The sequence below is a fragment of the Luteimonas granuli genome (assembly GCF_007795095.1).
Taxonomy (GTDB): Bacteria; Pseudomonadota; Gammaproteobacteria; order Xanthomonadales; family Xanthomonadaceae; genus Luteimonas; species Luteimonas granuli.
Map to the genome: position 1 here is coordinate 1,337,541 of NZ_CP042218.1, position 21,136 is coordinate 1,358,676.

Annotated in this window: 15 protein-coding genes; 6 read left to right on the forward strand and 9 right to left on the reverse strand. The window is 70.9% G+C overall.

Features of this window, described 5'->3' with window-relative positions:
* Positions 1–70: 70 nt before the first annotated feature.
* The 5 genes from FPZ22_RS06120 to ggt all read right to left on the reverse strand — a co-directional run bounded on the left by FPZ22_RS06120 (position 71) and on the right by ggt (position 11,007).
* The gene (locus FPZ22_RS06120) at positions 71–2,971 is read right to left on the reverse strand and encodes a TonB-dependent receptor plug domain-containing protein (RefSeq protein ID WP_210412715.1); all 2,901 of its coding nucleotides are present in this window, start codon (positions 2,969–2,971) and stop codon (positions 71–73) included.
* A 45-nt stretch (positions 2,972–3,016) separates the two neighbouring features.
* Positions 3,017–4,759 carry a serine hydrolase gene (locus tag FPZ22_RS14235; RefSeq protein WP_342779200.1) on the reverse strand — a complete coding sequence of 581 codons (1,743 nt, stop codon included), beginning with the start codon at positions 4,757–4,759 and terminating at the stop codon, positions 3,017–3,019.
* Positions 4,760–4,814: 55 nt separating this feature from the next.
* Positions 4,815–5,984 carry a serine hydrolase domain-containing protein gene (locus FPZ22_RS06135; protein WP_168198950.1) on the reverse strand — a complete coding sequence of 390 codons (1,170 nt, stop codon included), beginning with the start codon at positions 5,982–5,984 and terminating at the stop codon, positions 4,815–4,817.
* Positions 5,985–6,057: 73 nt separating this feature from the next.
* Positions 6,058–9,141 (reverse strand): TonB-dependent receptor plug domain-containing protein, encoded by a 3,084-nt coding sequence (locus FPZ22_RS06140; protein ID WP_168198951.1) that lies wholly within the window; start codon positions 9,139–9,141, stop codon positions 6,058–6,060.
* A gap of 138 nt (positions 9,142–9,279) precedes the next feature.
* The gene (gene ggt, locus FPZ22_RS06145) at positions 9,280–11,007 is read right to left on the reverse strand and encodes a gamma-glutamyltransferase (protein ID WP_144891355.1); all 1,728 of its coding nucleotides are present in this window, start codon (positions 11,005–11,007) and stop codon (positions 9,280–9,282) included.
* A 204-nt stretch (positions 11,008–11,211) separates the two neighbouring features.
* On the opposite strand from ggt, the gene FPZ22_RS06150 reads away from it, so the two are divergent.
* Positions 11,212–12,942, forward strand: coding sequence for a gamma-glutamyltransferase family protein (locus tag FPZ22_RS06150; RefSeq protein WP_210412716.1), 1,731 nt, complete (start codon positions 11,212–11,214; stop codon positions 12,940–12,942).
* A gap of 63 nt (positions 12,943–13,005) precedes the next feature.
* A complete protein-coding gene (locus FPZ22_RS06155) occupies positions 13,006–13,911 on the forward strand; it encodes a LysR family transcriptional regulator (RefSeq protein ID WP_144891359.1) in 906 nt (301 codons plus the stop codon).
* Here FPZ22_RS06155 and rsgA read toward each other — a convergent pair.
* Positions 13,908–15,002, reverse strand: coding sequence for a ribosome small subunit-dependent GTPase A (gene rsgA, locus FPZ22_RS06160; protein WP_425463022.1), 1,095 nt, complete (start codon positions 15,000–15,002; stop codon positions 13,908–13,910). The two genes, FPZ22_RS06155 and rsgA, sit on opposite strands and share 4 nt — an antisense overlap.
* Before the next feature lie 113 nt (positions 15,003–15,115).
* On the opposite strand from rsgA, the gene FPZ22_RS06165 reads away from it, so the two are divergent.
* The 3 genes from FPZ22_RS06165 to FPZ22_RS06175 all read left to right on the forward strand — a co-directional run bounded on the left by FPZ22_RS06165 (position 15,116) and on the right by FPZ22_RS06175 (position 17,850).
* A complete protein-coding gene (locus FPZ22_RS06165; protein ID WP_144891361.1) occupies positions 15,116–16,441 on the forward strand; it encodes a M14 family metallopeptidase in 1,326 nt (441 codons plus the stop codon).
* Between the two features lie 78 nt (positions 16,442–16,519).
* Complete coding sequence (locus FPZ22_RS06170) at positions 16,520–17,152, forward strand: SGNH/GDSL hydrolase family protein (RefSeq protein WP_144891363.1); 633 nt, start codon at positions 16,520–16,522, stop codon at positions 17,150–17,152.
* The gene (locus FPZ22_RS06175; RefSeq protein ID WP_144891365.1) at positions 17,149–17,850 is read left to right on the forward strand and encodes a methyltransferase domain-containing protein; all 702 of its coding nucleotides are present in this window, start codon (positions 17,149–17,151) and stop codon (positions 17,848–17,850) included. The genes FPZ22_RS06170 and FPZ22_RS06175 overlap by 4 nt, the downstream gene beginning before the upstream one ends.
* A gap of 14 nt (positions 17,851–17,864) precedes the next feature.
* Here the strand turns inward: FPZ22_RS06175 and FPZ22_RS06180 are convergent, their stop codons facing one another.
* The gene (locus tag FPZ22_RS06180) at positions 17,865–18,644 is read right to left on the reverse strand and encodes a polysaccharide deacetylase family protein (protein ID WP_144891367.1); all 780 of its coding nucleotides are present in this window, start codon (positions 18,642–18,644) and stop codon (positions 17,865–17,867) included.
* A gap of 84 nt (positions 18,645–18,728) precedes the next feature.
* Here FPZ22_RS06180 and grxD point away from each other — a divergent pair, with 84 nt between their 5' ends.
* Entirely contained in the window at positions 18,729–19,655 is a 927-nt protein-coding gene (gene grxD / locus FPZ22_RS06185; protein WP_144891369.1) for a Grx4 family monothiol glutaredoxin, read from the forward strand.
* Between the two features lie 112 nt (positions 19,656–19,767).
* Here the strand turns inward: grxD and FPZ22_RS06190 are convergent, their stop codons facing one another.
* Together FPZ22_RS06190 and FPZ22_RS06195 are read right to left on the reverse strand one after the other, a co-directional pair.
* Entirely contained in the window at positions 19,768–20,325 is a 558-nt protein-coding gene (locus tag FPZ22_RS06190; protein ID WP_144891371.1) for a DUF924 family protein, read from the reverse strand.
* A complete protein-coding gene (locus tag FPZ22_RS06195) occupies positions 20,322–21,098 on the reverse strand; it encodes an AMP nucleosidase (protein ID WP_144891373.1) in 777 nt (258 codons plus the stop codon). Before FPZ22_RS06195 ends, FPZ22_RS06190 begins: the two co-directional genes overlap by 4 nt.
* Positions 21,099–21,136 lie beyond the last annotated feature (38 nt).

Below are 21,136 nucleotides of genomic sequence, written 5' to 3' on the forward strand. Positions count from 1 at the left end.
CGCCGGGAGGGGGCGGCAAGGGCCGCCCCCGCGGCCGCCGCGATGAAGCGGCGGCGACCGGCCTGGAGCGTCATTCGAACCTGTGCTCGACGATCAGGCCGTACGAACGGCCGCGCGGGTCGCCGATGCGGGCTTCCCACGCCGCCCCGGATGCGAAGTCGTTCTGGTGGGCCGTGAACGGCGGATCGGTGTTGAGCAGGTTGCGCACGACGAAAGTGATCTTCGTACTTTCCAGGCCGGTCCAGGTCACGCCGTAGTTGTAGGTGATGTAACGGTCCACGTCGGGGTTCCAGTCCGGCGGCGTCCAGGTGCCCCGCACCATGCTGACCGGCAATTCGTCCTTGTAGCCGTGGCGATAGACCTGGGTCAGCGTGTGCGCCCAGTGGCCCTTGACGTAGCCGAAGTTCAAGGTGTGCTTCCATTTCAGCGGCAGATTGAAGAAGCGCACGTACCTGCCCACCTCGTTGTCGCCGTAGGGCATCTCCAGCAGCACCCTCTGCTGGAAGTTGTCGATATAGCTCCCGTTGAGGTTGACCTGCCATGCACCTCCGCCCAGTTCACCGCGCAGGTTGGCGTCCAGCTCGACGCCGCTCGTCAGGGTGCCGCCCGTATTGGCGAAGGTGCGATCGAGATGATCGAGCGAGCCGTCGGGGTTGCGGATCCACCGGTCGGCGAACAGATGGTAGAAATCCCGGAGCATGTTGATGTCGGGCGCGCGGATGGTGTTCAGGCGCTCGATCTCCCACCAGTCGAGGCTGATGTTGAAGGTGTCGGTGGGCGCGTAGACCACCCCCAGGCTCCTCTGCTCGGACTCCTCGGGCTGCAGGTTGATGTTGCCGCCGAACACCTGTCCGGGCCGGTTGATGAACTCGCACCCGGGCACGCTGGAGTTGGGCACGCCGCCGGGGCAGAGGGCCGGGTCGGCGAGATCGAGGCCGGTGTATTCGCCTTCGAGCCTGCCGCCGTACAGTTTGGTGAACTCCGGCGCCTTGAAGCCGGTGCTGTAGGCTCCCCGGAACGCCAGCGCGTCGAACGGCTGCCACTTGAACGAATACTTCGGGTTGGTGGTGCCTCCGAAGGTGTCGTAGTCGTCGTGGCGCACGGCCAGGGTCAGCTCCAGGGTCTCGTGCACCGGCGCATAGGCCTCCACGTACAGCGCCTTGATGTCGCGGCCGACATCGGGCTGGTCGTTGTTGACGTCGAACGGCGCCTGGTAGATGGCCCGGGTGGCGGCTTCGCCTTCCAGCTTGCCGGCGAATCCGAATTCCTCGCGGCGGAGCTCGATGCCCGTCGCCAGTTGCACCTCGCCGCCCCACAGCGTCCAGCCCAGGCCGCCGGCGAAGGACGCGTCCAGCGTGGTGACGGTGGATTCACCTCCGTACAGCTTCACGCCGGCCGCCGACGCGGCCCGGAGCAGGTCCATGCCCTGCTCGCTCTGTTGCTCGCCCGGCATGATGAAAGGATTGATGTGGCCGCTGCCCAGCGCCCGCTGGAATTCGGTCGTGAAGTAGTAGCCGTTGCCCAGGGTGGATTCGCCCCGACTGGAGGCGCGCGACAGGCCGAGATCGTAGTTCCAGCTGCCGATGTCGCCTTCCATCCCGGCCAGCAGGCGCCAGGCGGTGGTGGTGGTGAGCACCTCGCGCGGGCCGCAGGCCTCGCAGCGCCAGCGGTAGGGAATGCGGTTGCCGTAGACCAGGTTGCCGACGCTGCTCAGCGCCGCGGAGCCCGGATAGAAGAACCCGCGGATGGCTTCGTACACCTCGTTGTAGGTGTCGCGGGTGATGTCGTTCAGCGGATACCACGTGCTCGGGTTGAGCGATCCGGTCGTGCCCGAGGTGATCTGCTGGGACTCGAACTGGCGGTTCGACTTGACCCGCGACTTCATGCCCTCGATATAGAACAGGTGGCCGTCGCCGATCCCGAAGGTGGCGCGGCCCATCGCCTGGACGCTCTCCAGCGGCTGCTGCATCACCCGTGCGGCCGGGTAGTCCCATGCACAGGCGTATTTGGCGCTGGCCACGCCCCACATCAGGTGTTCATAGGGGCCCATCAGGTCGCCACCGGCTTCGCAGCCAGGCCCCCCGGGCAGGTCGAGGGGATTGATGAAGGACTGGTTGCCGCCACCGGCGGGATCGGGCAGGGAGCCGGTGATGATGCCCCCCGCGGAGTTGGTGACCGTCGCGAACGGCGTGCCGCGCGTATCCGGCGACAGGCCACGGTTCGGCTGGAAGGTGGTGGCGAAATCCCGGTCGGAGCCCGTCAGGATCTCGTTCTTCTTCCAGTTCAGCGTGCCCCACACGTTCCAGCGATCGGTGCTGATGTCGCCGACGCCGCCGAGGATGTTGGCGTTGTAGATGTCGCCGCCGCCGTCATGGGTCACGTCGAAGCCCGCATTGACCGTGACGCCCCGATAGTCGCTGCGGGTGATGAAGTTGATCACGCCACCGATGGCGTCGGTGCCGTACACCGCCGAGGCACCGTCACGCAGCACTTCCACGCGGTCGATCGCGGCGAAGGGGATGGAGTTCAGGTCGACCGCCTGGCCGCGCAGGCCGTGGGTGGCCACGCGGCGGCCGTTGAGGAGCACGAGCGTCGCGTCGGCGCCCTGGCCGCGAAGGTTGGCACCCGACACGCCGTTGTTGCCACGCATTTCGTCGGATCCCACGCCCACCTGGGCGACGAGATTGTCCGAGCCGTTGCCGGAGATGTTCAGGAACTGCAGCAGCTGCTCGGCGGAGGTGATTCCCTGGGCCTCGATCTCCTGTTTCTGGATGATGGTGATCGGCAATGCCGTTTCCACATCGGTGCGCTTGATGCGCGAACCGGTGACGGTCACCGAGTCCAGTGTCCTGGCGGTGCGTGCGGGATCAGTGTCTTCCGACTGCGCGGCCGCGGTGCCCGGAACGGCAAGCGCAAGCATGATGGCGGCGGTCGGGGCGTGGCGCCTGGACGAACGACGTGCGATCGACATAGCTCTACTCTCTCCTCATTGGAAGAACGGCTCGACAGGCGGGGGTTATGGTTTTTCTTGCGTGGCTCCCCTAGTGCGGCGCAGCTCGTCCCGCAGGAACAGCCCGCCGATCTCCAGCGCGGTCCGGTAGGGCGTGGGATCGTTGCGGTTGCTCAGCAGGACCACGGTCAGGCCGTGCCGCGGCCAGCGCACATAGGCGTTGCGGAAGCCGATGCTTTCGCCGTTGTGCCACTGCCTGCCGCCGTCTCCGGTCACGCGCCAGCCGAACCCGTAGTACGTCGTTTCCTGCCCGTCGGGCACCGCGGCCTGCCTGCCGAACGCCATCGCGCGCGTCGCGTCGCTGAACAGGCGGTCGTCGTCCAGCGCAGCGTCCCAGCGGGCGAGGTCGTCGATGCTGGAGTAGATGCCTCCGTCCCCGAGCACTGCGCTGTACGGGTTCTGGTCGGTCGCGGCCCAGCCCCCGTCGGTCGCGCTGTAGCCCCAGGAACGGTACGGAATGTCCGGGCCGCCCTCGACCCGGGCGTGGGTGCCGTGCATTCCAAGCGGCACGAAGATGCGGCTGCGCAGGTAGTCGGCGAAGGACATCCCCGAGGCACGCTCGACGATCAGCGCCAGCAGCGCGTAGCCGCTGTTGCTGTAGCGGTAGGTGCTGCCGGGCTCGAAATGCAGTCGGTCCTGCGTTTCCAGCAGGGTCAGTACGCCGGCGTCGAGAATCTGGCCCGGCCAGGGCTTCGACATCAGGTCTTCGTAGTCGGGCAGGCCCGAGGTGTGATTCAGCAGGTGGCGCACGATGATGCCTTCGGCCGCCGCGGGCAACGAGGGCAGCCACGTGCGCACCGGATCGTCGAGGGAGAGCTTTCCGTCCTGGGCCAGCAGCAGGATCGCGGCCGCCGTGAACGGCTTGGTGACCGATGCGAGGCGGTAGCTGGTCGCTGCATCCGCCTGCGTGCCGCGCGCCAGGTTCGATCGCCCGTAGCCGCGGCTGACCACGGCCCGACCATCCTTCAGCACCAGGAGCGATGCGCCGGGAACGTCGCCGTCGTAAGGCTGCATCAGACGTTCGATCTCCGCCTGCCGGCCCATCGAGGCGGGAATGGTCACCGGCACGTCGTACAGCGCACCGGCTCCCGGACCCGACCGGTAGGTGTAATGCCACCACTCCATCGGATAGTTGCCGAAGCCCTCGGCGGCCATCGCTTCGACCAGCAGCTGGCGGTTGGCGCGCTGTGCGTCGCTGGCCTCGGGCGACGCCGTGTTGGCGCGAAGCCCGAAGAAGTCGAAGTCCGTTCCCATGTCCAGCGGCTCGCAGGCGGCGCCACGCGCGTCGCATCCGAGCAGGGTGAGGTCGACGGTCGTGCCACGGCTGTGGCCGGACACCGGTGCGATGTACCCGTCCAGCAGCTGCGACTTGTCCAGGTCCGGGTAATGCCGGGCCCTGGTGCGCTGGTCCGCCGTGTCGTTCACCCAGCGCATGAAGTGCGCCACCGCGCGCACGGGCCGGTAGCAGTCGAAGATGCGCAGCCGCATGCCGCGCTCACGCAGCGTGGCATCCACCCGCGCCAGCGCCTCGGCCGCATCGCGCTTCAGCCAGCAGCGTGGCGCCTCGTACCCGTCCACCGGTGCGCCGACGAAGTTGTCGCTGCCGGCGTAGGCGATCGCCTGGGACATGTCCGGCACCAGGCTGCGGATGTCGACCATTCCGGCCTGTTCCATCGTGGCCGCGTCCGACACGACGGGCGGATCCGCCGCGAACGCCAACGGAGCCCACGCGAAAAGGGCCAGTGCCATCCGCTTCATGCCTCCACTCCCCCGGTGTGTTGGATCCAGCATGGAACCGGCAAGCTCACTCCTCCGGCGGCAGGCTCCCTGCGCCGGTGATGAAGTGCTCATGAAGGGCCCCGTTGACCTCGTCCCGCACCCGCATGTCGCGGGTGCCGTTGGTGATCACCACGAAACCATACTTCTTCTCGACGTCGAAGAACATGGAGCTGTAGAGGCCGTAGGCGGATCCGGTGTGGCCGGTCAGCTCGACGCCGGGCAGCAGCGCACGCTCGGTGCGCAGGCCCAGGCCGTAGGCGGAGGTGGCGTCGATGGTGACGGTGGGGGACTGCATCGCGCGCGCGTGTTCCGCGCTGATGATCCGCACGCCGTTCCAGGTGCCGTGGTTCATGTGCACCAGCATCCACGTCGCCAGGTCGGCCGCGGAGATCTTCAGGCCGCCGGTGGGCGAGAAGACGGGCGCGTCCTTGCCGATCACGTGGGTGTCCAGGCGCGGCCCCAGGGGCAGGTAGGCCTGGTCGGAGCGCACGAAGCCCTGGTCCTCGCGCCAGCGGTAGAGGCGGGCGAACCTGCCTTCGTCGAGCGCGTCCACGAGATGGCCGCCGTACAGCCCGAGTGGCTCGAGCACATGGCGCCTGACGTAGGCGTCGAAGCGCTCGCCGGACGCCCGCTCCACGATCGCCCCGACCATGTTGTAGCCGAGGTTGGAATATTCGTAGCGCTCGCCGGGAGCGCGGTCGGCGTAGCTGTCCCGCCAGGCGCCGCCGGTGCGCGGGTCGATCACGTCCAGGCTGCCGTAGTGCGTCCCGTCGGTGATTGACGACGTGTGGTTCATGAGCATGCGCAGCGTGATCGGCCGGTCCGGGTATGCGGGGTTGCGCACCGGAAAGCCGATCAGGTCGCCTGCGTCGTCGTCCAGGGACAGGCGCCCCTGTTCGACCAGTTGCATCACCGCGGTGGCCGCGAACGACTTGGAGATGGAGGCGATCCGGAAGACGTCGTCCTCGTCGAGCGGAATCTCCCGCTCCAGATCCTTCCAGCCCAGGCTGCTGCGATGGACGACGGCGTTGTCCCTGACCACCACCACCGCAAGGCCGACCGTCCCGTGCTCGGCCATCAGGGCGCGCAGCCGGTCGTCGATGCCGGGGCTGGCGACGGAGGGCAGCCAGGCGCAGGCCAGCAGGAAGGTCGTGCACAAGGACAGCAGACGGCCCACGTTCTTCCGTTCCTTCATGCGTCCTCCGGCAGGTGGTTCGATCGTGTGCGCCGCGGCCGCCGTCGCCATTCCTGGCGACGGCGGCGCTGGCTCAGTCGAAGGACTTGGTCACCGTCAGGTACCAGCCCCGACCGAGCGCGTTGTGCAGCGAAGAGTTGAAGCCCAGCGCGCTCGGGGTCAGCGGCGGCTGGCGGTCGCCGACGTTGCGGACGGTCAACCGGACCCGCGTCCCGTCGAGGAAGCCGTCGCGTCCGTCGAAGCGGTGCTCGGCCCAGAGGTTCGTCGTGGTCCAGCTCGGCACCGGATAGTAGTTGCCGAGGTTGGACACCGCTCCGGTGGACTCGAAGCCATCGGTGTAGTTGACGAAGGCGCCCAGCCCCCATGCGCCCTTGCGCCAGGAGGTGCTGAAGGTCGCGCGCCACTCGGGCTTGCCGTTCACGCCCAGCAGGTTGCCGGCGTTGCGGAGGTCGAAGTTGTCGTCGATCAGCCCCGACTCCTGGGCCTCGAAGATGCGCGTCTCGTCGGCGGTGGGATCCTGTGTCATCTGGATCAGGCGCGTGGCGTTGAGGCTGGCGCTGAACGTGCCGGCGGCGTCGGTGCGCAGGCGCCAGTCGACGCCGAAGTCGATGCCGCGCGTGGTCCGCGGCAGGCGGTTGATATAGAGGTCGTCGACGTAGTCGACCATGCCCACCGGGTCCAGCCCGGTGCCCTCGAACAGGGCGATCCGCGCCTCGTCCGGGGCCAGGCGGACCACGGCCGGGTTGGACGAGCCCTGCATGCGAAGCAGGTAGTCCAGGGCCAGGTGGGTGGCCTCGCCCAGGATGCCGATCACGTCCTCCTGCTGGATCTCCCAGTAGTCGGTGGTGAAGGTCATGCGGGTGGATTCGGGCAGGAAGCGCGGCTGGAACACGAAGCCGGCCGACCAGGTCTCAGCGGTCTCGGGATCCAGGTCGCGGTTGCCGCTGCGGATCGCCATCGTGCTGTAGGTGCGGCCGCAGCGATGCACGCCGTCGATGGTGCCGTTGCGGATGTCGGCCTCGCACACGTAGTAGTCGGTGCGGCTGTTGCTGACGGTCGTGCCCTCGGCGTACATCTGCAGGATGTTCGGCGCCAGGAAACTCTGCGACCAGTTGGCGCGGAACATCATGCCGTCGACGATGTCCCAGGCCAGCGACACCTTCGGCTTGGCGACGCCGCCGAAGTCGGAATAGTGCTCGTAGCGGCCCGCGACCTGCAGGTCCAGCGCGCGCACCAGCGGCACGCCCATCTGCGGCGACACCAGCGGGATCGCGAACTCGGCGTACAGCGAACCGACCTCACGGTCGCCCGAGTTGTCCCCCGAGGGGCTGGCACCGAGCACGTCGCTGGTGATCGCGCCGGTCAGCGGGTTGGTATAGGTGTAGGTGCCGTCGAAGCGCGGATCGCGGTCGTCGTCCAGGGTCTCGCGGCGCCACTCGCCGCCGAAGGCGACGCCGACGTCGCCGGCCGGCACACGGAACAGGTCCTCGCGGATGAAGCGGGTATCGAGCTGGAACAGGGTCGCCCTGCTCTCGCGCACCACCGGCACGGAGAAGTGGTCGATCGCCGCCTGGTTCTGCCCGGGGTCCTTCGGCGCGCCCCAGTCACCGGGGTTGCCGCCCAGGAAGGGGTTGTAGGCGTCCGGCGTGTTCCAGGACAGCGCCTCGGAGAACAGCGTGTTGCTGATCGAGCCGTGCTGGGTGTCGGTGGTGGTCGCCGACGAGTACAGCACCGCGCCCTCCCAGTCGAAGCCGCCGACCATGCCGCGAACGCCGGCGAGGAAGCGGTACTGGTCGTCGTCCACCGTGTAAGGACGCGTGGTGTCGGTGGGACGGTAGCTGGTGAGGCGCACGTCCAGGCCTTCCACCGGCGCGTTGATGCCCGCCAGTCGATACGGGTTGAGCGAGCCGTCGGCCCGGTACATCGCGCCGAAGGGGTTGTAGTAGTTGTTCTTCGACACCAGGATCGGCGCCGCGCCCAGCGGTGCGGCCTGCTCGCGCATGCCTTCGTAGCGCGCCTTGTACCAGGCCAGCTCGCCGAAGGCGACGAAGTTGTCGTCGAGGTCGTGTTCGATCGTGCCGAACGCGTTCATGCGGTCGAGCTCGCCGAGGATCTGGCGCTGGTGGTTCGGGCTGAAGCGCAGCGGCCGGTCGATGGTGGTGTTCTGCGCGCCGGTGTTGATGCAGACGTTGCCGTCCAGCGCCGCGGTGCAGCCGTGGTGGCCGACCGGGTCGATGTGGAACTGCCCGCTGCCGTTGGTGATCAGCGCGTTGCCGGGGCCGCGCACGGCCACGTTGCCGACGGTCTGGAACACGCCCCAGGCGCTGCCGGTGATGCGGTCGTCGAAGGCGGCCACGCCCTCGAACTCGGTGCCGTCCATCAGCGCGCGGCGGTCCATGTTGGCGCTGTAGTCGCGTTCGGTCGCCGGCAGGTCGGTGCGGTGCGTCCAGCCGCCCACCAGCGTCGCGCGGGTGCGGCCGTCGTTGAACCACTTGCCGGCCTTGAAGTTGATGTTGCCCTGGCGCAGTTCGACGTCCTCGGAGCCGCCGTACTGGGTCTGGACCTGGAAGCCCTGGTAATGCGTGTCCAGCACCACGTTGACCACGCCGGCGACGGCGTCCGAGCCGTACAGCGCCGAGGCGCCGCCCAGCAGGGTCTCGATGCGGCGCGTGCCGAACAGCGGGATCGCGTTCATGTTCGCGGTCTGGCGCGGCACGAGCGATTCGGTCTGCGTGCCCGGGTGCGGCACCATGCGGCGCCCGTTCACCATCAGCAGCGTGTTGCCGGTGCCCAGGTTGCGCAGGTTGATCGAGCCGACGTCGCCGCGCGCCGCGTTGAGGTTGGCCGCGGTGTCGCTGTTGTTGAACATCATGTCGCCGACCTGCGGCATCGCCTGCAGCAGTTCGTCGCCGGAGATGGCGCCGGTGGCCTCGATCTTCTCCTCGTCCATCACCACCACCGGCGACGGACCCTCGGCGCGCGTGCTCGCGAGCCGGCTGCCCACCACAACGACGGTGTCGAGTTCCTTCGCCCTGGCCTCGGCCTCGGTCTGTGGCTGCGCCGGCTCGGCGCTTGGCTGCTGCGCGAATGCCATGCTCTGCAGCGTCGATGCGAGGATGACGCTGAGCAGCGTCGGTCTGGTCAGGCGATGGTGCATGTGGTCACTTCCTCCGAAGACACGGATCGGCGCGGTATCGCGCCCCCCTGCCCGGACTGTAGCGACCTTGCACCTTCGCGAAGCCTCGCTTTTTGAGCCCATCCCATAGCGGCAGGTTATGCCTGCGAACCCCCGCACCTACTGCGCGGCGGCGGATGCCCCCGGGCGCCGGGGATCCGCGGCGCCTTCCACGCGGCCCGGCTCCAGCAGCAGCGTCTGGGTGCTGCCGATGGTCTCGCCCTGCTCCGGCCGGTGCCCGCGCTCGCGCAGGATGCGCAGCGTGTCGGGGCTGAAACCGCGCTCGATGTCGAGCTCGCCCCGCTCGGTGACCTGCTGGTGGATGCGCGGGAACGCGGTGGCCTCGGCGATGTTCATGCCGAAGTCGACGACGTTGACGATCATCTGCACGATCGTGCCGGGGATGGTGTTGCCACCGGGACTGCCGGTCACGAGCCAGGGCCGGCCGTCGCGCAGCAGCATCGTCGGCGACATGCTCGACACCGGACGGCTGCCCGGCCGCAGCGCATTCGCCGGCGCGTCGCGGCCCTCGCGCACGGCCTCGAGCTGCGGCTGCAGCGAGAAATTGCCGATCAGGTTGCCGAGCAGGAAGCCGGTGCCCTCGATCATCACCCCGGAACCGAAGTCCGAGCCGATGGTGTAGGTGGTGCTGACCGCGTTGCCCTCGCCGTCCACCGCCGAGAAATGGGTGGTGTCGGCGCCTTCATGGGCCCAGATGTCGCCGGCGGCCACGTCGCTGGCGGGCATGGCGCGGTCCATCGTGATCCCGGCGGCCCGCGACGCGCCGTAGGCCTTCGACACGAAGCCTTCGAGCGGCACGCGCGCGGCGGCCGGATCGTTCGCATGCGCCCTGCGATCCCGCCAGGCGCGCTTGGTGGCTTCGGCCAGCAGGTGGACGGCGTCGGCGGAACCGGCGCCCATCGCGGCGAGATCGAACTGCTCCAGGATATTGAGCGTCATCGCGATGCCCGGACCGCCACCGCTGGACGGCGGCATCGTCAACAGCGTGTGGCCGCGATAGCTGCCGCGCAGGGGCTCGCGCTCGATGGCGCGGTAGGCGGCCAGGTCCGCCTTGCGCAGCAGTCCGCCGTGGGCGCGCATACCCGCATCCAGCCGCTCGGCGATGGCGCCGCGATAGAACGCGTCCGCGCCGTGCTCGGCGATCTGGCGTAGCGACCAGGCCAGGTCGGCCTGCACCAGGCGCTCGCCCGCGCGCAGCGCGGAGCCGTCCGGATGCAGGAAGACCTTCGCCCCCGCCGCGCTGCGCGCTAGGCGCTCCCGGCCCCAGTCCAGCGCGAAGGCCTCGTCGCGGCTGAGCACCATGCCGTCCTCGGCCAGCCGGATCGCGGGCTCCAGCAGCCGCTTCCACGGCAGCCGCCCGTACTTCCCGTGCGCCAGTGCCAGCCCCGCCACCGTGCCCGGTACGCCCGCGGCACGAATGCCGGCCTGATGGCCCTGCAGCGTGCCGTCGTCGCCGACGTAGGCATCGAGCGTGGCCAGCCCGGGCGCCATCGAGCGGAAATCGATCGCGACCGCACGGTCCCCGTCCGCGAGATGGATCAGCATGTAGCCGTCGCCGCCGATGTTGCCGGCGCGCGGCAGGGTCACCGCCATCGCGAAGGCCATGGCCACGCTGGCGTCGACCGCGTTGCCGCCTTCGCGCAGGACCTCGGCGCCGATCCGGCTCGCCTGGTCGCTCTGGCTGACCACCATGCCGGCGTCGGCGACGACGGGCTTGTGGATCTGCTCGTAGTTGAGCAACTGCCGTGTCTGCGCCGGCGCGGCCGCGGCGGCGGCAAGGCAGAGGGCGAGCAGCGCCGCTCGGGAGAAGGCGAAGGGACTGCGCATGGTTCCGGATCTCCAGTTTCCATCCCGACACTGCCCCAGACGGCCCCTGCTGTCGTGCAGCATTCCTGCAGGGAGGTATGCAGCGGGGCTATGGAGCATGGCGGCAAAGCGAGGGGCATGCGGCCCACGATCGCGATAGCCTCGCGGCCACCGCTACCGGCCGGCGGCCCACGTGGCGCCGGCCTTCCGCAGAGGAGCCCGCCCTTGGCCTCGTCATCGCTGCACGCATCCCCGGCGACGCCGTACCGCGCGTTCGCCCTCCTGCTCCTCCTCGGCCTGGCGGCCTGCGGCACCGGCCTGCGCGAGACGGCGGTTGCCGATGCCGCCGACCCTCCGCAGGCGGGCCTGGTCAGCAGCGCACACCCGCTCGCCACCGAAGCCGGCCTGGAGGTGCTGCGCCGTGGCGGCAGCGCGATCGACGCCGCGGTCGCGGTGCAGGCGATGCTGGGACTGGTCGAGCCGCAGAGTTCGGGCCTCCTGGGCGGCGCGATCATGCTGCATTACGACGCGGGATCGGGCCGCGTGGACAGCTGGATCGGCCGCGAACGCGCGCCCGCCGGCGCCGGTCCGGACCTGTTCAACGACGCCGAAGGCCGCGCGCTGCCGCGCGCCGGGGCGATGCTCAGCGGTCGCGCCACCGGCGTCCCCGGCGTACTCCACGCACTCGAGCTCGCGCACGCCGCGCACGGCGCGCTGGACTGGGCGACCCTGTTCGAATCCACCGCGCTGCGCGCCGAACAGGGCTTCACGGTGACGCCGCGGCTGCACCGCCACATTGTCGGCACCTTCCCGCAGGCGTCGGCGCCCGACGTGGTGGCACTGTTCGCCGGCCCGGACGGCACGCCGCTGCGCGTCGGCGACACCTTCCGCAACCCGGCCTATGCCGCCAGCCTGCGCACCATCGCCGCGCGCGGTGCCGATGCCCTGCGCACGGGCCCACTGGCCGACGCCCTGCTGGCGCGCGTCGCGGACCCGCCGCATGGCGCCCGCATGACGCCCGCGGACCTGCTGGTGGACGTCGCCGAGCGCAGCGATGCGATCTGCCGCCCCCTGCGCGCCCGGGTGATCTGCACGGCGCCGCCGCCGGCCAGCGGGGTCGGTCTGCTGCAGCTGATGCTCCTGCTCGACGGCACCGACATCGCCGGGCGCGGACCCGAGGATCCGCAGGCCTGGCTGCTGTTCGCCGAAGCCAGCCGCCTGATGTACGCCGACCGCGACCACTACGTCGGCGATCCCCTCTTCGTGGACGTGCCGGTGGACGGCCTGCTCGACCCCGGCTATATCGCCGCGCGGCGCGCATTGATCGGCACGCGCGCCGCGCCCGGCGCACCCGCGCCCGGCCGGCCGCACGGCGCCCCCGCGAACGACGCCGACGCCACCGCCGAGCCCGCGGGCACCAGCCACTTCGTGGTGGTCGACGCCGCCGGCAACGCGGTGTCGATGACCACCACCATCGAGTCCTATTTCGGCTCCGGGCGCGTGGTCGGCGGCATGCTGCTGAACAACCAGCTCACCGATTTCTCCTGGGGCCCCGGCGCGGCGGCCGCCAACGCGATCGCGCCGGGCAAGCGACCCCGCTCGTCGATGTCGCCGGTGATCGTGCTCGACCGCGACGGCCGCTTCGCCGGTGCCATCGGCTCGCCCGGCGGCAACGCCATCCCCGCCTACGTCGCCAAGGCCCTGGTCGGCTGGCTGTACTGGGACCTGCCGCTGCAGCAGGCGATCGCGCTGCCGAACCTGGTGGCCCGCGGCGAGCGCTTCAACGGCGAGGCCGGCGCCTTCCCGGCACCGCTGCGCGCCGCCCTGTCCGGGCTGGGCATGGAGGTCGTGCCCGGCGCCGGCGAGGATTCGGGCCTGCACGGGGTGGCGGTGAGCCGGGACGGCCTGCAGGGCGCCGCCGATCCGCGCCGCGAAGGACAGGCGGCACAACCTTAGTCATGCGACACCCGCGCCGCGGACGACGATGATGACCGTTGCCCCCAGGAGTGCCGGACCGACATGCGCTTCCGCCAGATCGAGGTCTTCCACGCCGTCTACACCACCGGCTCGATCAGTGCCGCCGCGCGTGCGCTGCATGTATCACAGCCCTCGGTCAGCAAGGTGCTGCACCACACCCAGCAGCGCCTGGGCCTGGAGCTGTTCCGCCTGGTGCGCGGCCGCCTGGTCGCCACCGACGAAGCGCACGAACTGTTCGTCGAGGTGTCCGAAGTCTTCAGCCGGCTGACCTCGCTGCAGAAGACGGTCGGCAACCTGCGCAGCCTGTCCGGCGGCCGCGTCCGGCTGGCGGTCGTGCCCTCGCTCGGGCTGCACATCGCACCGTTGGCCATCGCCCGCTTCCGCGCACGCCACCCGGACGTCACCTTCGACGTGCAGACGCTGCACCACGACGCGCTGTTCCAGGCCCTGTACGAGCGCAGCTGCGACATCGCCATCGCCTACGACCCGCCGACCCACCCGCGGATGAAGCGTCGCGACATCGACACCGGCGAGCTGATGCTGCTGTTCCGGACCATGACCCTCCCCGGCGTCGGCGAGCAGGTGCCGCTGCGCATCCTCGACGGGCAGAACCTGGTGGGCCTGACCACGGGCGGCCCGGTCGGCGACCTGCTCAACCGCGAACTGCAGCACCAGGACGTCACCGTCAACGAAGTGGTCTCGAACCAGACCTTCTACATCGCCGCCGAGCTGGCGCGGAACGGCGTCGGCATGGCGGTGGTGGACGAGTTCACCGCGCGCGCCGCGGCCGGCCCGGCCATGTCGCACCGCCCGTTCTCGCCGCCGCTGCGCTTCAAGGTGCAGTGCGTGCACCTGGAGGACCGGCCGCCGCCCGAAGCCGCGCGCCGCTTCCTGACGGTGTTCGCCAAGACCCTGCGCGACACGCGCGCGCGGGCGGCGACGGACTAGCCAGGCCCCCGGTCGTGCTTCCGCGGACGCGGGGCATGCACCTTCGCGCCCGGCCTGTCGGCCAGGCGCGAAGCGAGGCGCTCCGAGGCGGCGGCGACTTCGCCGCCGAGCTTCAGGTAGTTCAGGAAGCGGCCTTCGTCGAGCTCCCCGCGCGCGATCGCGGCGCGCACCGCGCAGCCCGGCTCCCTGTCGTGCGCACAGTCGCGGAACCTGCATTCCGCGGCGAGCGCCTCGATGTCGGCAAACCCCCCGTCGGCGAGCTCCTCCTCGCCCGTGGGCTTGAGCTCGCGCATGCCCGGCGTGTCGATCAGGCAGGCGCCGGACGGCAGCGGGATCAGCGCGCGATGGGTGGTGGTGTGGCGACCCCGGGCGTCGTGTTCGCGCACCGCGGCGGTCTTCATCCTGTCGACGCCGAGCAGGGTGTTGGTGAGCGTGGATTTGCCCGCACCGGAGCTGCCGACCAGCACGGCGGTGTCGCCGGGTCGCAGCCACGGCGACAGCGCTTCGACCGCAGCGGCGTCCTTCGCATTCACCGCCACCGCCGGCACCCCCAGCGCCTGGATGGCGGCAAGCGCGGCGTGGGCGGCGGCCGCGTCGGCTCCGGGGAGGTCGGCCTTGGTCAGCACCACCACCGGCTGCACGCCCGCGCCCTGTACCAGCAACAGGTAGCGCTCGATGCGGCGCGGGTTGAAGTCGCCGTCCAGGCCGCAGACCACGAAGGCCACGTCGACGTTGGCTGCGATGAGTTGCTGCCGGTAGTGCTCGCCTGCGGCGCCGCGCTTGATCGCGCTGCGGCGCGGCAGCAGGGCGACGATCCGCCTGCCGTCCTCGACGAGCACCCAGTCGCCGACCGCGGGCCGGTCGTCCGGCGCCACGGTGCCCCTGCGATATCCGGGCGGGCGCTGCCATTCGGGCAGCGACTCCACCGCGACGCCATCGCCGGGGCCCGTCGCCACGATGTAGCCGGAGCGATGCTGCTCCACCACGCGCGCGGGGGCGGCGCCGGGATGGGCCGCCATCGCGTCCTGCCAGCGCCGATCGACGGCGTCGCGCCAGCCGATCGCCTGCAGGTCGGCGGGCGCGGGGTTCACGTGCGGTGGCGGCGGCGGCTCATGGCCGCGATTCTACCGTCGGAGGGGCGCACCGGTTGGCAGGCGCAGGCTTGCCTGCGACCATCGCGCGGCACGTCCCACCTGGATCCGAAATGAACCATCGCACCGACGAACGCCCGCACCGCCGCGGACGCGCCGCCTTGAACGGCGCTCCCTGGCTGGCCACCGCCCTGGCGCTGCTGCTTTCCGGCTGCGCCTCTAGCCCGGTCGCGGAGGCGCCCGCGGGGGACAGCGTCGCGCCGACCGCGACCGCCGCTGCGGACGAGCCGCGGGTGGTGCCGCAAGTGCGGCGGTCCTGGCGCTTCGACGAGGACGGCATCGGCTTCGACAACCTGCTGCCGGCCGCGCGCCTGTCGGCGGTCGAGCGCCTGGGGGAAGGCCGCTACCGGATCGTGGTGGCGCCCGAAACCGACCCGATCAACCCCAGCGCCTGGTACGGCTTCCGCGTCCAGGCCGACGCGCCGCGCGCGCTGGAACTGCAGTTCGCCTATGCGCACGACCATCGCCACCGCTACGTGCCCAAGCTGAGCGCCGACGGCCAGGCGTGGCGCGAGGCCGGTGACGACGAGTTCGAACTCGACGTGGACGGAACCGCGCGCCTGCGCGTCCCGCTCGACGCGGGCGAACTGCGCGTGTTCGCGCAGCCTCCGTTCCTGCCCGGGGACTTCGAGCGCTGGTCGGCGCGCGTCGCCGCGCAGGCGGGCGTCGCGCCGCGGACCTTCGGCAGCTCGGTGCAGGGACGGTCGCTGCAGGCCTTCGAGTTCGGTGCCGGCACGGGCGCGCCCCTGCTGCTGGTGCTCGGCCGCCAGCACCCGCCGGAGAACACCGGCAGCCAGGCGTTGATCGCGTTCGTGGAGGCGCTGGCGGCCGACACGCCGCAGGCGCGTGCGTTCCGCGAGCGGGTGCATGTCCTGGTGGTTCCTCTGCTGAACCCCGACGGCGTGGTCGAAGGCCACTGGCGCGGCAACGCCAACGGCGTCGACATCAACCGCGACTGGGGTCCCTTCGCGCAGCCCGAGACGCGCGCGCTGCGCGACCTGCTGGATGCACGCGGCATCGGCCCCGGCGACGTGGCCTTCGCCATCGACTTCCACTCCACCTTCCGCGACGTGTTCTACACCGTCACCGAGGATCCCTCGCGCGCGCCGGGCGGCGTGCTGCATGCGTGGATGGCGGCGATGCAGGCCGGCTTCGACATCGAGGAGAAGCCCTCCGCCGCGCGCACCCCGGTGTTCAAGAACTGGGCGTTCTGCCGCCTCGGCGCGCCGGCCGTGACGTACGAAGTGGGCGACACCACGCCTGCGGCGGCGCTGGCCGAAGTGGCAAGCCACGCTGCGCACAGCCTCATGCCGCTGCTGATGGAGACGCAGGCGACGGCTGCGGCCCCCGACTGCCCGGCATTCCGGGAATTCCGCTAGTCTCGGCACCCGCCCATCGCGCCCCGCCCCGCAGGAGCAGCTGCAGCTGCGACCCCACGTCCCAGGATCGCCGGACCCATGCCCCTGTCCTATCTCGCTCTCGGCGACTCCTACACCATCGGCGAAGGCGTCCCGGACTCCGGCCGCTGGCCGCACCAGCTCGCCCGCGCCCTGCGCGCCGAAGGCGTCGACCTCGGCGACCCGCTGACCATCGCCGCCACCGGCTGGACCACCGACGAGCTCGACGCGGCCATCGACGCCGCGGATCCGCAGGGGCCGTTCGACTTCGCCAGCCTGCTGATCGGCGTCAACAACCAGTACCGCGGACGCAGCGTCGATGAGTACGTCCGCGGGTTCGCGGACCTGCTCGCGCGCGCCATCGGCTTCACCGGCGGCCGCGCCGACCGGGTGCTGGTGCTGTCTATCCCCGACTGGGGCGTGACTCCGTTCGGCGCCGCTTCCGGCCGCGACACGGACGCCATCGCACGCGAGCTCGATGCCTTCAACGCCGCGGCGCGCGCCGCCTGCGAGGCGCGCGGCGTCGCCTTCGTCGACATCGCGCCGGTGAGCCGCGCGCGCGGGGCCGAGCCCGCGATGTTGGCCGGAGACGGCCTGCACCCTTCCTCCACCCTGTATGCCGAATGGACGCGCCTGGCCCTGCCGGTCGCGCGCCGCCTGCTGCAGCCGCCACGGACGACGCCCACGCCATGACCGCCCGCTCCGCCGAAGCGCCCTTCCCGCCCGACGAGGCGCGCGCGATCGCCCGCGCCTTCCTGCCGCGACGCTTCTACGGCAACCGCTACGACTACTACTACACGCTGACCAAGCTGCGCACCGATCCGCTGTATCCCGGCGTGCTGGAGGCGCTGCGCGGGACCACGGCGCCGGTGCTCGACCTCGGCTGCGGACTGGGCCTGCTGCTGCACGCACTGCGCCTGGACGGGCAGTCGATGCCCTGGCACGGCGTGGACATCGACGCCGACAAGATCCGCCGCGGGCGTGGGATCGCCGCGCGCGCGGGACTCGCCGACGGCGCACGGTTCGACGTCATGGACCTGGCGCAGGGCTGGCCGCCGCACCGCGGCAGCGTGGCCATCCTAGACGTGCTGCAGTACCTGGACGCGCAGGCGCAGGGCATCCTGCTCGACGACACCGCGTCGATGCTGGTGCCCGGCGCGAAGCTGGTGATCCGCAGCGGCCTGGGCGACGACACGCGCCGTGGCCGCACCACCCGCATCACGGACCGGCTGGCGCACTTCGCCGGCTGGATGCAGGAGGTCCCCAAGCGCTATCCGACGCGCGACGAGCTCGAATCGCGCCTCGGTGCCGCAGGTCTCGCCGTGGAGTTCCGGCCGCTGTACGGCAACACACCCTTCAACAACTGGCTGATCGTCGCTGCACGCGACTGATCACGCTGGAGCCCTCACCCCTCCGGAAGCACCGCCCGGAAACCCGCGCGCCGCACGTCGGCCAGCGCCGCCGCGACGATCTCCACGCTGCGGCCGTGCGGCGCGCCTTCGTGGAGCAGGACGATGGCGCCCGGGGCGAGGTCGCGGGCGATGCGTGCGGTGACGCGCGCGGGATCGGATTCGACGGCGTCGTAGCCGCGCGCGCTCCAGCCCAGCCGCGCCAGTCCGGCCTCGCGCAGCGGCGCGTGCACGAAGGGATTGGCGTGGCCGACGACGGGGCGGAACCAGCGCGGCGGAGTGCCGGTGATGTCGGCCAACGTGCGCTGGCAGTCGAGGATCTCGCGGCGCATCGCGCCCGGCCCCAGCGCCCAGAAGCGCGCCTGGGGATGGGTCTGGCTGTGGTTGCCGATGCCGTGGCCACGCGCGGCGATCTCCCGCGTAAGCTCCGGCCGCGCCCGAGCGCGCGCGCCGACCAGGAAGAAGGTGGCCCTGGCGCCGTGGGCATCGAGCAGGTCGAGGATGGCCGCGGTGTCGTCGGACGGGCCGTCGTCGATCGTGAGCCAGACCTCCGGGTGCGCCGCCGGAAAACGCGTCGCCACCGGCCCGAACAGCCGCGAGTCCGGGCGCAGGGTGCCCCACACGAAGCCCAGGTGCACGGCCAGCAGCAGCGCCAGGCCCCAAGGCCAGCCCAGCCACCACCACGCCGCGGCGACGGCGGCATGCAGGGCCAGCGCGGCCCAGGCCCAGGCATGGGGATGGCGCGGGATGGCGTGGAGCGGGGATGACTGCGGCATGGCCCGCGAATGATGCCAGTCAAGGCCGTCGCAGGGCGCGGGGGAGTACCCTAGGCGGCCCCACACAACACCGCGGTGCCCGCCATGTCCCTCACGCCCGAACTCCGCCAGCGCATCGACGAACTGCTCCAGGCCAACCGCGTCGTGCTGTTCATGAAGGGCGACCCGCGGGCGCCGCAGTGCGGTTTCTCGGCCAAGGCGGTGGCCGCGCTGTCGTCGCTCGAGGTGCCCTATGCGCACGTCAACGTGCTCGCCGACGGCGAGATCCGCGAGGGCATCAAGGCCTACGGCAACTGGCCGACCATCCCGCAGCTGTACATCGGCGGCGAACTCGTGGGCGGCAGCGACATCATCGAGCAGATGGCCGGCTCCGGCGAGCTGCACGCGGCGCTCGGGCTGCCGCCGCCGGACCGCACGCCGCCGGCCATCACGGTCACGCCCGCGGCCGTGCCGGTGCTGCGCAAGGCGCTGGACGACGCCGGCGGCGACCTGGTGGTGAAGGTCGACATCGACCCGCGCTTCCGCACCCGCCTTGCGCTGGCCACGCGCGATCCGAGCGCGCTCACCGTCGACTGCGGCGGCATCGCGGTGCAGGTGGACGTGTCCGCGGCGCGGCGCGCCGACAACCTGGTGATCGACTGGGCGGACGATTCCCGCGGCAAGGGCCTTGTCGTGGAAAACCCGAACGCCCCGCCGGCGGTGCGCGCGCTGGCGCCGGTGGATGCGCAGGCCCGCTGTGCGAAGGGCGAGGTGCGCCTGGTCGACGTGCGTCCGGCCGAGGAGCGTGCGCAGGCCGAAGTGCCGGTGCCGCATTCGACGCTCGACGCCGGTCCGGGCGCCATCGAAGGCCTGCCGAAGGACACACCGCTGGCCTTCCTCTGCCATCACGGCGACCGCAGCGCGCAGGCGGCGGAACATTTCCGCCAGCTCGGCTTCCGCGCGGTCTACAACGTGGAAGGCGGCATCGACGCCTGGGCGGAACACGTGGACGGGAGCATTCCGCGGTACTGAGGCCGGCCCCCGCCGGAACTCTCCTGTAGGAGCAGCTACAGCTGCGACCGCTTCTCGGCAAGAACGGGTCGCAGCTGTAGCTGCTCCTACATCGGAGGGGACGCGTGCGGGGCTAGAACCCGCCGCCTGCGTCGAGCCAGGCCTGTTCATCGGCGGTGCTGACGCGGCCCAGGGCGCGGTTGCGATGGGGGAAACGGCCGAAGCGTTCGATGACTTCGTGGTGCTGGATCGCGTAGTCGAGGGCGTCGCCGCCGAGCTCGCGCATCAGGGCGACGGCCTGTTCCTGGTCCAGCAGGTCCTCGGAGTGCTCGAAGGGCAGGTAGCAGAACATGCGCAGCGCCGGCTCGACCTCCTGGTCGAGACCGGCCTCCAGCATGCGCCGGGCGTAGTGCAGGGCCAGCGGATCGGTCGCATAGGCGTGGGCGCTGTCGCGGAAGAGGTTGCGCGGGACCTGGTCGAGCAGGATCAGCAGGGCCAGGGCGCCTTCGGCCTCGTCCATCCAGGACTCCAGCCCGCGGCGGGCGGCGGCGAAGTGCGCGGCCTCCAGGAAGCCGCGGACCTCGTCGTCGAAGGCGGCGCCGCCGCCGAACCAGCGGGCGTAGCCGGCCGCGCGCCAGAAGCCGACCACCTCGCCCGCGGTGGGCAGGGGCAGCGCATCGGCGGCCTTCATTCGTCGAACCTCAGGTGGCGCACGGACTTGCCGTGGCGGCGGATCAGGCGCAGCGCCTCGATGCCCACCTGGATGTGGCCTTCGACGAAGCGCGTGCTCACCTGGGCGTCCGACGCTTCCGTCTTCACACCCTCGGGGATCATCGGCTGGTCGCTCACGAGCAGCAGCGCGCCGCTGGGGATGCGGTTGGCGAAGCCGGCGGCGAAGACGGTGGCGGTTTCCATGTCGATGGCCATGCAGCGCATGCTGCGCAGCCGCTCCTTGAACGCGGCGTCGTGCTCCCAGACCCGGCGGTTGGTGGTGTAGACCGTGCCCGTCCAGTAGTCGAGGCCGGCGTCGCGGATCGAGGTCGAGACCGCGCGCTGCAGGGCGAAGGCCGGCAGCGCCGGGACCTGCGGCGGCAGGTAGTCGTCGCTGGTGCCCTCGCCGCGGATGGCGGCGATGGGCAGGATCAGGTCGCCGAGCTGGTTCTTCTTCTTCAGCCCGCCGCACTTGCCCAGGAACAGCACCGCCTTCGGGCAGATCGCCGAGAGCAGGTCCATGAGCGTGGCCGCGTTGGGGCTGCCCATGCCGAAGTTGATCATGGTGATGCCGTCGGCGGTGGCGCTGGGCATGGGACGGTCGGCGCCAACGACCTGCGCGCCGGTGAGGCGCGCGAAATGGCCGAGGTATCCGCCGAAGTTGGTCAGCAGGATGTGCTCGCCGAACCCGTCGAGCGGGACGCCGGTGTAGCGCGGCAGCCAGTTCTCGACGATCTGTTCCTTTTCCTTCATCGGTCCTCCTCGTTTCCGGGATTCTGGCACGGGGGCCC